General features: G+C 34.4%; 21 protein-coding genes. 18 read left to right on the top strand and 3 right to left on the bottom strand.

The window, feature by feature from the left end:
• The first annotated feature begins 3 nt into the window (after nt 1-3).
• The 11 genes from ACQV2T_RS05175 (at nt 4) to ACQV2T_RS05125 (ending at nt 7,227) form a co-directional block, all read left to right on the top strand.
• Nucleotides 4-834, top strand: coding sequence for an iron chelate uptake ABC transporter family permease subunit (locus ACQV2T_RS05175; protein ID WP_428873005.1), 831 nt, complete (start codon nt 4-6; stop codon nt 832-834).
• Entirely contained in the window at nt 831-1,763 is a 933-nt protein-coding gene (locus tag ACQV2T_RS05170; RefSeq protein WP_428874906.1) for a metal ABC transporter solute-binding protein, Zn/Mn family, read from the top strand. Before ACQV2T_RS05175 ends, ACQV2T_RS05170 begins: the two co-directional genes overlap by 4 nt.
• A gap of 362 nt (nt 1,764-2,125) precedes the next feature.
• Nucleotides 2,126-2,668 (top strand): ribonuclease domain-containing protein, encoded by a 543-nt coding sequence (locus ACQV2T_RS05165; RefSeq protein WP_428891670.1) that lies wholly within the window; start codon nt 2,126-2,128, stop codon nt 2,666-2,668.
• Nucleotides 2,669-2,681: 13 nt separating this feature from the next.
• Nucleotides 2,682-2,945: a barstar family protein gene (locus ACQV2T_RS05160; protein ID WP_428872727.1), complete on the top strand. Its 264-nt coding sequence runs from the start codon at nt 2,682-2,684 to the stop codon at nt 2,943-2,945.
• 77 nt (nt 2,946-3,022) lie between these two features.
• Nucleotides 3,023-4,177: a radical SAM family heme chaperone HemW gene (gene hemW, locus ACQV2T_RS05155; RefSeq protein ID WP_428893326.1), complete on the top strand. Its 1,155-nt coding sequence runs from the start codon at nt 3,023-3,025 to the stop codon at nt 4,175-4,177.
• An 87-nt stretch (nt 4,178-4,264) separates the two neighbouring features.
• The gene (locus ACQV2T_RS05150; protein WP_428893325.1) at nt 4,265-4,462 is read left to right on the top strand and encodes a hypothetical protein; all 198 of its coding nucleotides are present in this window, start codon (nt 4,265-4,267) and stop codon (nt 4,460-4,462) included.
• Nucleotides 4,463-4,558: 96 nt separating this feature from the next.
• A complete protein-coding gene (locus tag ACQV2T_RS05145) occupies nt 4,559-4,795 on the top strand; it encodes a hypothetical protein (protein ID WP_428872734.1) in 237 nt (78 codons plus the stop codon).
• Between the two features lie 38 nt (nt 4,796-4,833).
• A complete protein-coding gene (locus ACQV2T_RS05140) occupies nt 4,834-5,241 on the top strand; it encodes a GNAT family N-acetyltransferase (RefSeq protein ID WP_428872736.1) in 408 nt (135 codons plus the stop codon).
• A gap of 120 nt (nt 5,242-5,361) precedes the next feature.
• Complete coding sequence (locus tag ACQV2T_RS05135) at nt 5,362-5,739, top strand: GntR family transcriptional regulator (RefSeq protein ID WP_428872737.1); 378 nt, start codon at nt 5,362-5,364, stop codon at nt 5,737-5,739.
• On the top strand, nt 5,739-6,602 hold the full coding sequence (locus ACQV2T_RS05130) for an ABC transporter ATP-binding protein (protein WP_428872738.1): 864 nt from the start codon (nt 5,739-5,741) through the stop codon (nt 6,600-6,602). Before ACQV2T_RS05135 ends, ACQV2T_RS05130 begins: the two co-directional genes overlap by 1 nt.
• Nucleotide 6,603: 1 nt before the next feature.
• The gene (locus ACQV2T_RS05125; RefSeq protein ID WP_428872739.1) at nt 6,604-7,227 is read left to right on the top strand and encodes an ABC-2 transporter permease; all 624 of its coding nucleotides are present in this window, start codon (nt 6,604-6,606) and stop codon (nt 7,225-7,227) included.
• 54 nt (nt 7,228-7,281) lie between these two features.
• Here ACQV2T_RS05125 and ACQV2T_RS05120 read toward each other — a convergent pair whose 3' ends face one another.
• Nucleotides 7,282-7,677: a helix-turn-helix domain-containing protein gene (locus ACQV2T_RS05120; protein ID WP_428893324.1), complete on the bottom strand. Its 396-nt coding sequence runs from the start codon at nt 7,675-7,677 to the stop codon at nt 7,282-7,284.
• 193 nt (nt 7,678-7,870) lie between these two features.
• On the opposite strand from ACQV2T_RS05120, the gene ACQV2T_RS05115 reads away from it, so the two are divergent.
• Nucleotides 7,871-8,197: a hypothetical protein gene (locus tag ACQV2T_RS05115; RefSeq protein ID WP_428893323.1), complete on the top strand. Its 327-nt coding sequence runs from the start codon at nt 7,871-7,873 to the stop codon at nt 8,195-8,197.
• A gap of 89 nt (nt 8,198-8,286) precedes the next feature.
• Here the strand turns inward: ACQV2T_RS05115 and ACQV2T_RS05110 are convergent, their stop codons facing one another.
• Nucleotides 8,287-9,594, bottom strand: a complete 1,308-nt coding sequence (locus tag ACQV2T_RS05110; protein WP_428893321.1) for a ClC family H(+)/Cl(-) exchange transporter — start codon at nt 9,592-9,594, stop codon at nt 8,287-8,289.
• A gap of 223 nt (nt 9,595-9,817) precedes the next feature.
• Between ACQV2T_RS05110 and ACQV2T_RS05105 the strand changes: the two genes are divergently transcribed.
• On the top strand, nt 9,818-10,717 hold the full coding sequence (locus ACQV2T_RS05105) for a magnesium transporter CorA family protein (RefSeq protein ID WP_428893320.1): 900 nt from the start codon (nt 9,818-9,820) through the stop codon (nt 10,715-10,717).
• Between the two features lie 42 nt (nt 10,718-10,759).
• On the opposite strand, the gene ACQV2T_RS05100 is transcribed toward ACQV2T_RS05105, so the two are convergent.
• Entirely contained in the window at nt 10,760-11,242 is a 483-nt protein-coding gene (locus ACQV2T_RS05100) for a hypothetical protein (protein ID WP_428872744.1), read from the bottom strand.
• A gap of 92 nt (nt 11,243-11,334) precedes the next feature.
• Between ACQV2T_RS05100 and ACQV2T_RS05095 the strand changes: the two genes are divergently transcribed.
• From ACQV2T_RS05095 to ACQV2T_RS05075, 5 genes are all read left to right on the top strand, one after another.
• On the top strand, nt 11,335-11,853 hold the full coding sequence (locus ACQV2T_RS05095) for a GNAT family N-acetyltransferase (RefSeq protein WP_428872745.1): 519 nt from the start codon (nt 11,335-11,337) through the stop codon (nt 11,851-11,853).
• 108 nt (nt 11,854-11,961) lie between these two features.
• A complete protein-coding gene (locus tag ACQV2T_RS05090) occupies nt 11,962-12,459 on the top strand; it encodes a methylated-DNA--[protein]-cysteine S-methyltransferase (RefSeq protein ID WP_428893319.1) in 498 nt (165 codons plus the stop codon).
• A gap of 14 nt (nt 12,460-12,473) precedes the next feature.
• Nucleotides 12,474-13,178 carry a hydroxyacylglutathione hydrolase gene (gloB, locus tag ACQV2T_RS05085; protein ID WP_428872747.1) on the top strand — a complete coding sequence of 235 codons (705 nt, stop codon included), beginning with the start codon at nt 12,474-12,476 and terminating at the stop codon, nt 13,176-13,178.
• Nucleotides 13,179-13,192: 14 nt separating this feature from the next.
• Nucleotides 13,193-13,894: a response regulator transcription factor gene (locus ACQV2T_RS05080; RefSeq protein WP_428872748.1), complete on the top strand. Its 702-nt coding sequence runs from the start codon at nt 13,193-13,195 to the stop codon at nt 13,892-13,894.
• A complete protein-coding gene (locus ACQV2T_RS05075) occupies nt 13,878-14,774 on the top strand; it encodes a sensor histidine kinase (RefSeq protein WP_428872749.1) in 897 nt (298 codons plus the stop codon). Before ACQV2T_RS05080 ends, ACQV2T_RS05075 begins: the two co-directional genes overlap by 17 nt.
• Nucleotides 14,775-14,849 lie beyond the last annotated feature (75 nt).

Below are 14,849 nucleotides of genomic sequence, written 5' to 3'. Positions count from 1 at the left end.
GAAGTGTTTTCTCAACTCTTTGACCTACCTTCCTATGTTATTAATGCAGGTTTATCCGCAATTTTTTTAGGGGTAGTGTCTGGAATTATAGGTAGCTTTATTGTTTTAAGAAAGATGGCCTTGATGGGAGACGCATTATCGCATGCGGTATTACCTGGGGTAGCTCTTTCCTATATGTTTGGTATTAATATGTTGTTTGGAGCATCGCTTTTTGGGATTTTTGCTGCTGTTCTAATTCAATATATTTCAAAAAAATCTAACATTAAAAGTGATACTGCGATTGGCATCATTTTAAGTTCATTTTTTGCTTTAGGAATTATCTTAATTAGTCAAGCACGAAGTGGAATCGATTTAAATCACGTCTTGTTCGGTAATATTTTAGCGGTTCCGAATTCTGAGTTAGAACAATCTTTTTGGGTACTCGTTGCTGTGATTATTATTGTAAGTCTCTTTTATAAAGAGTTATTAATTTCATCCTTCGATCCTGTTGTTTCGAAAGCATATGGACTCAATACGGATTTCTATCATTATTTATTAATGCTTATGTTGTCCGTTGTAACTGTCTCCTCACTCTCCCAAGTAGGAATTGTGTTGGTTATTGCTATGTTAGTTATACCAGCTGCGACTTCCTATTTATGGACAAATAAACTAATCCATATGATTCTATTAGCCTCAATAATTGGAGCTTCAATGGGACTAATCGGAACATATATAAGTTTCCAAAATAATCTGCCTACGAGTTCAGCAATTGTCTTGTTGGGTTCACTAGTTTTCTTAATTTCATTTTTTGCTTCACCAAAAAACAATTTTTTTAGAAAGGAAAAAGTATCATGAAAATATTTAAAAAATTTATTGCATTGACTCTATTATTATCTACTATCTTATCAGGAATTGGAGGGGGGGTAAAAGCCCAAGCCGCTGAAGATAAAAGCCTAAAAATCGTAGCAAGTTATTCAATCATCGCTGATATGGTTAAGAATATCGTTGGAGAACATGGAGAAGTCTATAGTTTAGTGCCAATTGGAACAGACCCTCATAGCTATGAGCCGTTACCAGGAGATGCTCAAGAAGTATCTGAAGCTGATCTCGTTTTTTATAACGGATTTAACCTCGAAACAGGAAAAGGTTGGTTTGATGATTTACTTGATGTAACTGATAAAAAAGATGTAGCTTTTGCGGTGACTGAAGAAGTAGAACCTATGCATTTAACAGCTGAAGGTAAAGAAAATGAGCAAGATCCTCATGCTTGGCTAGACGTACAAAATGGCATTAAATATGTTGATCTTATTGCTGAAAAAATAATTGAAGCTGATCCAGAGCATAAAGAAGAGTATCTAAAAAATAAAGAAGCTTATACCAAAGAATTAGAAGATCTAGACCAATATGCAAAAGATGAAATTGCTAAAATTCCAGAAGATCAACGAATCTTAGTTACTTCAGAAGGAGCTTTTAAATACTTTTCTAAGGCCTATGGCTTTGAAGCAGCTTATATTTGGGAAATCAATACAGATAATCAAGGAACACCTGACCAAATGAAGCGTATCTTAGATATTATTAATGAGCGTGATGTGAAAGCCTTATTTGTTGAAACATCAATCAATCCTAAAACAATGGAGACAGTTTCTCAAGAAACAGGAATTCCTGTTAAATCGAAAATCTTTACAGATTCATTAGCAAATGAAGGCGAAGAAGGAGATACATACATCACAATGATCAAATGGAATGTTGACCATATTGTGAGTGGTATTCTTGAAACGGAATAATTATAAGATTTGCTAAAAGAACTAACTACATTTATCTTAGGGAGAGCTTAGGATATATTAGAAATTAAGAAACATTCTACTTATACACGTTCATCGGATGCATGAGGTGTTCGGTAGATTATATTATAGGGAGAATAAAATGCGGTTGAGTATTTATACTCGACCGTTTTTTATATGGTAATTGGATATGAGTAGCAAATATATCCTGTCTTGCAAAAATCAAGATCTATGTGGTGGTGTTTGCTGAAAGTAATCCAGAATCTACCGATAATTAAAAAACTTTAACTCTTAAATAAAAAGAATAAATATGCGAAAAGTATGCTAGTATCTATATGTTGCTGAAATATTTTTTGGAGGAATGCATGAAAACGAAATGTAACTATTTATTAAGCTTATTAATACTTTTTCTAGCCATCTCTTTAAGTGGCTGCTTACAAGTTGAAGAGTTTTTGCAAGAATTCACTGAAGAACCAGTCAGTGAACAGTTAGCAAGTGATTCCAGTAAAACAAGCCGAGAGGGTTTTACAGAATTAAAAATTGAAACAGATCCATGGCTTAACCAAGAAAATACGAGCGAGGTCGTTCAAGAAGAAGCGTTTTATTATAATCTAGAACAAGTCGCTGCCTATATTCATCAATATAATCGATTGCCAGCTAATTATATAACTAAGGAAGAGGCAACTAAGCAAAACTGGTCAACTGCTGATCCGATTTATGTGATTGGTGGCAATCGATTTGGCAATCGAGAGGGCAAATTACCTAAGAAAAAAGGAAGGCAATACTATGAAGCTGATATTCAAGCAGGGTACAGTCACCATCGTGGATCTGAACGAATCGTGTATTCTAATGATGGGCTGATTTATTACACTGACGATCATTATGATAGTTTTAAGCAGCTTTATTGAAAGGATGAAGAGTATGAAAATTATATTAGATGGCCAAGCCTTTACAGACAAGGAGACGACTTATTGCTATTTGATTGATCGATTAAATTTGCCCCACTACACGGGTCATAATTTAGATGCTTTATGGGATGTCCTAGGAGATAGCCGTCCTTTAGAGATTGAAATATACCGTGCGCGTTTAATTTTGGACCAACTCAATGATTATGGCCGTTGGTTGCTCGATTTGTTTGGGGATGCTTCAATTGAAATGGAACATCAAGTGACTCTTCATTGGTAGAGTATTTGGGAAGGCAATCGTCTTCTCTTTTTTAAGAATAAGTACTATTAAATTTAAATCAAACTCGTTATAGTAGAATGAGAGAATTAAAGGTGGGAGAAGCTATGCAAGAAACAATTGGACTCTATATACATATCCCTTTCTGTCAAAAGAAATGCCATTATTGCGACTTTTTAACCTTTGTGGATATGGAAGAGAGAATGGATGAATACGTTACCTACTTAATTAAAGAAATGGCTCTTTATAGTGGAAACTATCAATTAGACACAATTTATTTTGGTGGCGGAACACCTTCTTATTTAGAAGCTGAACAGATGGTTAAGATTATGGAAGGCATCCAGAGTCATTTTGTGATTCTTTCAGATTGTGAGATTTCGATTGAAATGAATCCCGAATCTGTCACGGAAGAAAAAGTAAAAACCTATTTAAAATATGGGTTTAATCGCTTTTCTATGGGAGTCCAGTCCTTTGATGATGCAACCTTAAGAATGATGGGGCGTTTACATGATCGTGAAACAGTCTATCAAAAGATTGCTTTATTAAAAGACTTAGGTGTTAAGAAATTGGGAATTGATTTGATGTTTGCTAACCCTAAACAGGACATGGATGTTTTAAAAAGGGACATAGAATTAGCTATGGAATTACCGCTTAATCATATTTCTTATTATTCCCTAATGATTAAAGAGAACACTCCTTTTCAGCGTTGGGTATTAACCGGACAGATGCGCGTTTTAGATGATGAAATTGAAAGAGAAATGTACCATTATATCCAATCAGAACTGACAAAACATGGTTTCCACCAATATGAAATTTCCAACTTTGCCAAAGGTGATGTTGAAAGTCGCCATAATAAAAAATACTGGCAGTTGAAGAATTATTTAGGAATTGGTTTAGGAGCTTCTTCTAATATTGATTTCGTGCGTTTTGTTAATCATCGACGTTTTGATGATTACTACGGCATGATTGATCAAGGCGAATATCCTATTCAGATCAGTGAAAAGCTTTCTTTGGAAGATCGCGAAAAGGAATATATTATGTTGAACCTACGTTTATTAAAAGGGTTTGAATTTAGTGAAATTAATCAGCGCTTTGGTATTGATTTTTTAACCAAGTACCAAGCAGTCCTGTCTAAACATAAAAAGTTAGGCTTGATTGATTATGACCATGAGCGTATTTGGTTTACTGAAAAAGGCTTAGATATTGGGAATCAATTTTATTTAGATATTTTATAGGAGGGGTGCAATGGAAATAAGACGGTTAAATCATTATCAAGATAATCGCTTTAAGAAGAAATCTTAAAGCAGCAGGGTGCCTTTTTAATGGATAATCAACCATATAGTGTTCAGATTATTAATCGTCATACTGCTCGATTTACAGGAAAAGATGATAATAACTTTTCAGCCTTAATTGAAGCTTTTCGTTTTTATGCTGAGCCTATTGATACATTTATTGACCTGAATGATAAGATTATCAAACAATATCCTCCGCAGAAATTGTTTCAACTTGAACTTCGTTAAATTCAGCCTTCGCAGTTCTATGTAGATAAGGACAAATTGCAGGCTATTTCATCTTTTATCAGAAAACAGACAGATATCATCATACCAGTTACAAAAATGAACAAGAGATGGGTCTCTTTAGACGGGCATAGCCGTTTGGCTTATGCTGTAGAAAATGGCTTTAAAACGATTCAAGTTTATGAAACAGCTGCTGATGAGGGTTTGGAATATTTTGTCAAAGAGGCAATAGCTCGTGACATATTATCACCTTATGACTTAAAAGTTTTGACACATGATGAATATCAAGTCCAATGGAATCAGTTTTGTGATGATTATTTTTCGTCGTTAAACTAAGCCGATTTTTTAAGTTTATAAAGTAAGGAAGGATTTTAATGAACGATATTGAAATTAGAGAAGATGGACTGCTTCCATTTGAGCAAATTTTAGCTCTTTATGAAAATGTTCGTTGGACAGCCTATACTAAAGAACCAGAGCTTTTAGAAAAAGCTATCCAAAACAGCTTAAAAGTTTGGACAGCTTGGGAGGGTGATCAACTAATTGGCCTAGCACGTGTAGTAGGGGATGGGCTAACCATTATCTATATTCAAGATATTTTAGTACTTGAAGATTATCAAGGACAAGGTATTGGTAGTCAGTTATTGCAGAAGATATTAAAAGAATACCAAGCGGTGCGGCAAATTATATTGATGACTGACGATACTGATAAAACACAAAGTTTTTATAAGAAAAATGGTTTATTTAGAACAGACGAGTATCAGTTAGTAACCTATATGAAATAAAAGTCTAAGTCTCCAATTCTTTATTATAAGAATGGAGGCTTTTTTATGGAAAAAACTTGTCAAAAACAACCGTTGTGTATATACTGTATATATACACAACAGCTAAGGTGAGGTGAATCAATGAACATTTTAATATCCAAGTTAAATCCCAAGCCTATTTATGAACAGATAAAAGAACAGATTATCCAAGCCATTTTAAATGGGGATGTGGAAGAAGGAGACTTACTTCCTTCGGTAAGGGGCTTAGCAAAAGACTTAAAAGTCAGTGTAATAACGACCAAAAGAGCTTATGAAGACCTTGAAAGAGAAGGTTATGTAACTTCAGTGGTCGGGAAAGGTACCTATATAGCTGAGCAAGACCATGATTTCATTAGAAGGAAATACTTAAAAAGAATGGAAGCATTAATTAAAAATCTGATTGAAGAAAGTGCGATGATTGACCTCAGTTTGGAAGAAATAAAAGTATTGGTGGAAAGGATCTATAAGGAGGGTAAATAATGGGAGAATTTGTGATTGAAATGAATCAAGTATCAAAAACATTTACTGATTTCTCAATTAACAACTTAGATTTAAAGATTCGTAAAGGTTATGTGACTGGTTTTGTGGGACCGAATGGATCTGGAAAAACCACGATCATAAAATTAATTATGGGACTTATGAAAGCAGAAAGTGGATCGATTAAAGTTTTTGGTAAGGATCTTAAAAAGCATGTGGTAGCCATTAAGGAAGAGATAGGCTTTGTTTATGCGGAAAATTATTTCTATGATCACTTAACAGTCGAAGAAACGGGAAAAATGATCGCCCCTTTTTATAAAAAATGGGATTGGGAAACCTACTGGTCTTACACCCAATCATTTGGATTATCAAAAGCTAAAAAAATAGAAGAACTCTCAACGGGTATGAAAGTAGCGCTTTCTTTAGCCATTGCCTTATCACATGATCCTATGTTGATTATTCTTGATGAGCCAACTTCTGGGCTGGATCCTATCGTAAGAAATAGAGTTTTAGATATTTTGTTTGACTATATCCAAGACTCTGAAAAGTCTGTTTTTTTCTCAAGTCATATTATGACAGATATAGAAAAAATAGCTGATCATATTGCAATGATTCATTATGGAGAACTGATTATTAATAAAGAAAAAGATTATCTCCTCAACCAATACAGGTTAGTGAAGGGACCTAAAGAAATTTTAGACGACGAGCTCAGGAGCCAATTAATTAATTGCCGAGAAACATCAGTCGGATTTGAGGGCCTTTCGTCAAACTATGAGCTATTTAAAGAATTATTTGGAGAACAAGTGATTATCGATCCGGCTAATCTTGAAGAGATAATGGTTAATTTATTTGATGAAAGGAGATAGTATGAAGGCTTTAATCCATAAAGAATTTATTTTAAATTCTAAAAAAAATTTACTGATTTTTATGGCTATATTTTTTGTGGGATGTGTTCTATCCGATTCATTTCAAATTCCAATCATTTGTCCCGTTGTTTTGACAGTTTGGTACCCACTAATTATGAATGAAAAGGAAAATTTTAAGAAATCGGGAGTGCTTTTAAATAGTTTACCTATTGAGGCTGAAAAAATCGTCTTAGCTAAATATGTTTACACTATTTTGATGGGGACGCTATTTTTTATTAGTTTTATTTTACCAAATTATCTTTTACCCGAATTCAAGGCCTACTCTCCTAATGAAGTTTTAATTGCCTTTACTTATTCAATAGGTTCGATCTCATTTTCATACTTTGCATATTATGTTATTGGTAAATTTTTTTACCAAATATGTAGTTTAATGTCTTTCTATTTTTTCTTTTTTTTAGCTAAAAGTGAAGGAACTCTAAATGAACCATTATTTGCTCCATTTACCAATTTTTCCAATCAATTTTCTTTTCAAGAACTACTCATGCCATTGTCTGTTTATATCATTCTATCACTCAGTCTTTCTTACATATTAGCTGCTCGATCTTATAGCAAAAAAGATTTTTAAAGCGAGTTTCATTAAGAAAGATAACATTAAAGATTTTTCTTAAATGTTGTCTTTCTATTGATTTTTACGATTCTTGTGTACAATATACCCTAAACTTCCCCCAGCTATAGCAGACAAGAAAGCCATCCAAAAGATCTCATCCTCACGAAAACGGTTCGCTGAATAAGCCCAAACGCCAACTAAAATGAAAAAAGTTAAGGCAAAGGCTAGAATAAAGAGTGGATTGTTACTTTGAAAAGCTTGAAAATCGCCTAGACTATCTTTTAGGATGGAGTCTGTTGAAGTTTTAAAAACTTCACTCAAAGCTACAATGTTTTTGAGATCTGGATTACTTTGATTACTTTCCCATTTAGAAACAGCTTGTCGCGAGCCATCAATTTTATTTGCCAGTTCTTCTTGAGACAAGCCTTGCTTCTTCCTTAAAGTTTGAATACGCTCACCAATAGTCATAATAAATTCCTCCTATTTAAACTTTCCTTAATTTTATCAAAAGACTTAGCTGCTTATCTAGCAACTATAGTTGGCAAAGTCGCAAGGAGTGGTTGAATAAAAAAAATAATGGCTTCTTTTTCTTTTAGGTCCTAAGTCTGATTAGATTGAAAACTTAAAATAGTATAATTAAACCATAGAAAGGAAGATGAATATGATCCCACTAAATATATATGTGCAAAGTGTTGAAAAGAATTTTTGGATTTATAATTTTGTTGCTTCTTTTATTTATTTTGCTATTAATGGCTTTGATGCTTTAAGTAATTTCATTCTATTTCCACTAGCTATTATGTTAATTATTTATATTTTAAAAGAACGTTTGAGGTCAACCGCAGATACCCAATTTTTAGGATTTTACCCTCTAGGTAAAGATTTTGGTAAATTAGTTATTGCTTTAATTATGAACTATGTTATATGGCAGGTATCAGGCTTACTCTTCTTTGTTGCCTTAGTTTATTTATTGTGGAAAGAGTATCACTAATCCATTAAAACGAATAGTTCGTTTAAACTGAGCAAACATAGTGGGGTCCCCTTAAATGTACCATGTAATATAAAAAGTCTGTTTTCTCTTTATTGAGGAACAGACTTTTTTGTATGATTGAAGTGAGTTTGATTAAGTAATATCAGATCAAGTAGGCTTTCACAAATGGGAGGACTTGCTAGTAACTCAGCGACTAAGTAGCTAAGATAAGTAACCAAGGTGATAGGAAATAACCATGGGAGAGAAACACCTGTCATTTCAAGAATTAAAAAAATACCAGAAAGGGGTGCTCTGACAATTGCAGCAAAATGTCCACTCATTGCAAATAAAGAAAGATAGATGATAAGGTCAGAGGGAATCAATCCTAAATTGTATAATAAACTGCCATAGAGATTACCTAATATAGCTCCAATAGATAATAATGGAAAAAAGATACCACCGGGCATGCCTGAACAAAAAGCGAATGCTAATAATAATATCTTCATTGAATATAAATAAGATAGGTAGTTAGGATTAGGGTTCGCGCCGATTGGGAAACTTATTAAATTAGCTCCAGAACCAAATAAATTACGGTCAAAATAGAGTATAATAGCGGTTAATATAAAAGGTAGGATTGATTTTAGCCATTGAGGAATTGCTAAAACCTGTGAAAGACCTTTTCCCTGGATTATTATCCAATTAAACAATACACCAGAAAGACCCGTAATAATCCCTAAACCAAGACAAGTTATCAATAAATTATCTGGAAGTTCTGCTTGTCTAAGCAGAATAATAGAAGGTTGATTTCCTAAAATGCTATTAGCTGTTTGATTAGCAAGCAGCACGATTATACCGGCATAAATAAATAATTGCCTACTTGTTTTATAGAATAAACCTTCTAAGATAAAAGATAGCCCTGATAAAGGTGCATTGAAAGTAGCCGCCATTCCTCCTCCTGCTGCACCAGCTATTAGGTAACGACTGATAGAAGAATCGCTATGAAAAAACTTACTCACAACTTGCCCGATAGTAGAGCCGATTTGAATAGATGGGCCTCCTCTTCCTAGAGTTAAGCCGGAGCCAATAGCAGCAATTCCACCAAAAAATTTGTAAATTAAAACGGTGAGCCCATTTTGATTTAAATGCTTGTGAAGAAGGCCATTTATTCGTGGGACACCTGACCCTCCGATAGCTGGTTCCATTTTTAAGCTAAAGGCGGTAAAAAATCCCAGACCTAGCATAAACAAAGCATAAATAATAAGATTTGTTATATTTTGATGCGAGAGTGATAATAAGGAGTATGAAAAATTTGCAAGATGATTGATAAGAAGATTAAAAGCTGCTATTACACAGCCAGTTATTAATCCGGTAAGGGCGCAGAGCAAGAGCGTTTTGATTGAAGTATAAGTGTTTTTCATAAAAAACCTCCTTTTTTATTCTAGGGCATCTTATTTTTTTTGACAAGTGCTTGTTAATTGAAGGTTATACATTTAGCGAGTGATATAATAGTATTTGAAGTAAAAATTCACTTATAATAAAGTGGGGTCAACGATTAAATAGTTTGAATATAAAAAAGAGCATTCTTGAGCAATTTAAACCAAGTAAATGAAATTTCTAAACAATTTAAAGGAGACTGAATAGATGGTGAAAGATGTTCATTGGCAATTATTTCAAGGGTTAGCCGAGCAAGAGTTGGAGAATATCTGTGGAAAGTTAAACATTCCTAACGACTACCTTACAAGCGTCAACGATCCTTTTGAAATAGCGCGTATAGAAGATGGGGTTAATATCAAAGGGCATTCGACTTACCTAGTCGTTTTACAGTACCTACTACCACAATCTAATAATTTGGAAGAATGCGAATACAAGACACGAGCTATTTCGCTAGTAAAAGTGGAAGACCAGCTGTTTGTGAGTCTCAATGAAGATCCTCAGTATTTTTCAGATCTTTTTAAACAATTTGATCGAAATATTCAATTAAGCTATGAAGAGATGATAATGAAAGTTTTTTGGAAAATTCAAAACGAAACCATTAAAGTTTTAGCTTGGGTGCATGAAGAAATTGAAGACATGCAAAAAGATATTGAGTATTCTTCTCAAAATAAAGAACTTTACCGTCTTATGAGACTTGATAAAAGCTTGGCATATATAAAAACAGCCGTGCATAATAATCGAATAGTTCTGGAAAAAATTAGTCAGGATGAAAGATTTCAGTCTGTGCCTGCTTTGAAGTCTTTAATGCATGATGTCTTGATTGAGTCGTATCAGGCCGAATCAATGGTTAATGAAGGGATGCGAATCACCGGTCAATTAAGTGATCTATTCTCGAATGTAATTTCCAATAATTTGAATAATGTAATGAAAGTTTTGACCTCGATTACGATTATTCTTACGATTCCGACAATTATTGGAGGATTGTGGGGAATGAATGTACCACTTCCGTTTGCAAATAGCGAAGCGGGATTTTTTATGACAATTCTATTAAGCTTAATAATCAGTATCGTTGTTGTGTTTTGGTTAAAATCTAAAGATTATTTATAATTAAGCTTCCAAAAAGCCAGACAATGATTGTCTGACTTTACTTTAAGGACGTGTAACATCTTGAACATCTACTTCAATATTTGCTTCTTTTAAATGGGCGATTAGTTTGCCTTCATCATTTAAAGGAAAAGATTGGGCAAAATACTGCTTATTGGCTTTTCCTAATAGATTGATACGGTTTTTTTTAAGATCTCTAGTTAAAACAACACGATCGACCTTTGCAAAAGAAATTGGAATCATTACGGATAAAGTTCCTCTGAAAATAGAAAAATCATTTTTTGAGATACCTCTAGCTAATGGGCCCGAGATAAAATAAAGAATAGCTGAAGCAATCAATAAATAATGCCACCTACTAGTTGCAAATTGAAAACCAATCCAAACTAACAAACCGATGGTTATTAATTGAGTCCAAATCCAGTAGCTTTGAGTTACTTCTACAAAAAGATTGCGACTTCTTTTATAAAAATGATAACTACTACCAGCGATTAAAGCGATAGTCAAGAGTATGGATACAATGTCTTTCAAAAGATCACTCCTTAAATTTTGCCTTAAAATAACTATACCATTCTTGAAAGCAATAAGCTATTAACATTTATAAGAAAAGGAACGATAATCATATGTTTTTAAAACAACCTGATTTAAAAGATATAGATAGAATTGAAGCATTTTTAGACAGTTATCCTGAATCTGATCAATGGATTGCTGGGACTTCTAGTCTTCACCGATATCATGGAAAATTAGACCAGTGGATTAATTTAATGAAGAATTGGTCTCAAGGGAAGGAACTACCTGTCGGTAGAGTACCCGTGATTCAATGGCTATGTCTTGATGAAAAAGGAACAATGATCGGTGCCATTAATTTACGTCCTCATCTGAATGACTATTTACTTCATTCTGGGGGTCAGATTGGTTATGTGGTTCATCCAGACTATCGGTTTAAAGGTGTAGCAAGTTGGATGCTAGGTGAGGCCTTGAAGAAAGCCCATGAACTAGGAAATGAACGCATTCTAATTACTTGTAGAGCCAGTAATAAAGCCTCTCAAGCGACCATTAAAAAGTGGAAGGGTGTATTGGAAGACCAAAGAATAGAAAAGGGTGTAAGGGTAAATCGTTATTGGATTGACTTACCGAGTTAACTTAGAAGGTTTAAAGGATGTCAGTATCTTCAATTAAGATTCGGTTTTTATTCATTTGTAGATGTTAATTTGTTAGGATAAATTGAATGAAAGATCAGGGGAGTTTTGTTGATCTCTACGATTTATGATAGTCCGATTGGACGATTACAACTTTTAGTAGACCAAGAAGCGCTCATTGGCCGATGGTTCAAGAACAAAGGAAGGGTGGAAGAAAATTTACCGGACAATGTGCACTTTATTTCCTGGTCGAGACCTGAATTTAAACCCTATATCAATTGGTTAGAAAGCTATTTCCGCGGACAAACTAACTCTGCCATTATTTTTTCCTCTCAATCCAATGAACCAGACTGTTTTTGGCAAAACGTTTGGCGAATATTAAAGAAAATTCCTTACGGAAAGACAATGACTTATAAAGAGATAGCGAAAACTATTGAAGCCGAAACTAAGCAAAAGGTATCTGCTCAAGCAGTAGGAGGGGCAGTGGGAGCCAATCCTATTTTGTTGCTCATTTTTTGTCATCGAGTGATCTCAGCAACAAATGCTTTGACTGCTTATAGTGCAGGGGCTGATAGGAAGATTTGGTTATTAAATCACGAAAAAGTTTAGAAAGGATGAGACTGATGCAAATAAAAGCAATTCCTGCTTTAGAAGATAATTATATTTGGGTAATTGAAAAAGAAGATGAAGTTATTGTCGTGGACCCAGGAGAAAGTGAACCTTTAATAAATTACTTAAAAACATTAGGCTTAAAAGTCAAAGCGATTCTCTTAACGCATTTTCATGAGGACCACGTCGGTGGATTGAGCGAATTGTTAGCCAGTCAAAAGCATGCGGTGACCGTTTACGGACCGATTGAAGTTGAAGAAAGAGTTAATCAAGTGGTCAAAGGGAGTGACCGGTTGGAGATAAGTGGTTTAGAGTTTGAGGTGCTTAAAACACCAGGGCACAGTGCTGAGCATGTGTCATATTTACTGGGGAAGCATCTTTTCTGTGGTGATGTTTTATTCTCAGCGGGTTGTGGGCGTGTATTTACTAATGATTATCAAGCGCAATATGACAGTCTTCAAAAAATAAAAGACTTGCCTGATGAAACGCAACTTTATGCTGGACACGAATACACTTTAACCAACTTGGCCTTTGCTTTAACCATCGAACCTGACAACCAAAACTTAATGAACCAGCAACAAGCTGTCAAAGTTTTAAGGTCCAAAGGCTTACCGAGCCTCCCGACTAGTTTAGCTGTTGAAAAGGAAATTAATCTGTTCCTACAAGCTGAAAGCTTGAAAGATTTCATCCAATTAAGAAAAGCGCGTGATCAATTTTAGAAAGGAAGAAGGGTATGCGAGTATTTATCGTTGAAGATGACCCGATTATTGCTGAGGGTTTAGCGAATACACTAATTAAGCATCGGTTTGAAGTTAGAAAGTGTCTAGACTTTGAAAATGTTGTCGAAGAATGCCTCTCTTGGCAAGCCCATCTGGTCCTCTTAGATATTAATTTACCTTATCAAAATGGCTATTATTGGTGTAGTCAGTTGCGGGCTCAATCACAAATTCCAATTATTTTTATTTCTTCTTTATCTGAAAGTATGGACCAGCTAGTAGCCTTACAGATGGGGGGAGATGATTATCTAGTCAAGCCAATTGATCGTCAGCTGACTGTTGCAAAAATCCAGGCTCTTTTAAGAAGAAGTTATAACTATCAACCAGATAACAGTCTTAATCTTAGTTTTGATGGGATGACTTTAAATACACAAGCTTTAAGCCTTGGATACCAAGAAGAAATTATTGACTTAACCGCCACTGAATACCAAATATTAGCAGTCTTATTTAAGAAAAAGGGGAATTATGCAAGAAGGGATGAAATACTTGATGCCTGCTGGCAAGAAAACCAATTTATTGATGATAATACATTAGCGGTCAATATTTCACGCTTAAGAAAAAAATTGATAGCATTTAATCGTGGGCCGGTAATTGGTACTAAAAAAGGAGTCGGTTATTGTCTTTTAAAGAAAGAGGCAAAAAATGAAAGCTTTCATTAATGAATATCGCGGTCTGATATTATTTGTTCTCTTTATCTTAGCTCTTTTTGCTCTTGTTTTTTACTTATTTCATCTAAACTGGATGCATTACCTCATCCCTTCTTTACTGATTGTGCTTATTTTAGTCTTATATTTAGGGAGGCAATGGTTTTATTTTCAAATGGAAGTAAGTTACCAAGTAAAATTTCAAACTTTATTGGAGAGTTCACTTGTTGAGAAGAATATTCAATTAAATAGGGAGAAAGATTTGGAAGACTATTTCTTATTATGGGTCCATCAAATTAAAACACCGATTGCGGCAAGTAAAATGCTCTTAGAAGAAAGCGATGATCCGTCGAAAGGGCTACTTAATCAAGAGTTAGTCAAAATTGAATCTTATTCCAATTTAGCTTTAAATTATCTTAAAGTAACTAACCCTAAAAGAGACATGGTCTTTAGCCGGGTTCAATTGAATGAGATTATCCAACCGCTCTTAAAACGTTACCGCCATCAGTTCATCAATCAGGAGATTACTTTACACTATCAACCGATCGATCAAGCAATTTTAACGGAGGCTAATCTGTGTCAGATTATGATCGAACAAATCTTATCCAATGCTTTAAAATACAGCCCCAAAGGGAATATATGGATTAAATGGAGACAAGCTAGTTATGACTTGGTCATTGAAGATGATGGAAGAGGTATTCATTCTCAAGACTTACCTAAGATTTTTGATAAGGGTTATTCGGGCCATAACGGTTTACTGAACGAGCAATCTTCTGGTATTGGTTTATACATGGTGCAGTTAATTAGTAAGCGTCTCAACCAAGCCGTAAGTGTTCAGTCAAAAAAGGGTGAAGGAAGCCGTTTTATCATACAATTTAATCAAGAGATGAGTTAACCTTACAAAAATGTAAGGTTCAGACTGAAGACAAACCCTTTGTGAGTTAATCTCAAATAAAGGGGTTGTCTTTAT

Source organism: Facklamia sp. P13069, from assembly GCF_050409405.1.
GTDB lineage: Bacteria > Bacillota > Bacilli > Lactobacillales > Aerococcaceae > Facklamia.
This window is presented reverse-complemented; position numbering and strand designations above follow the sequence as displayed.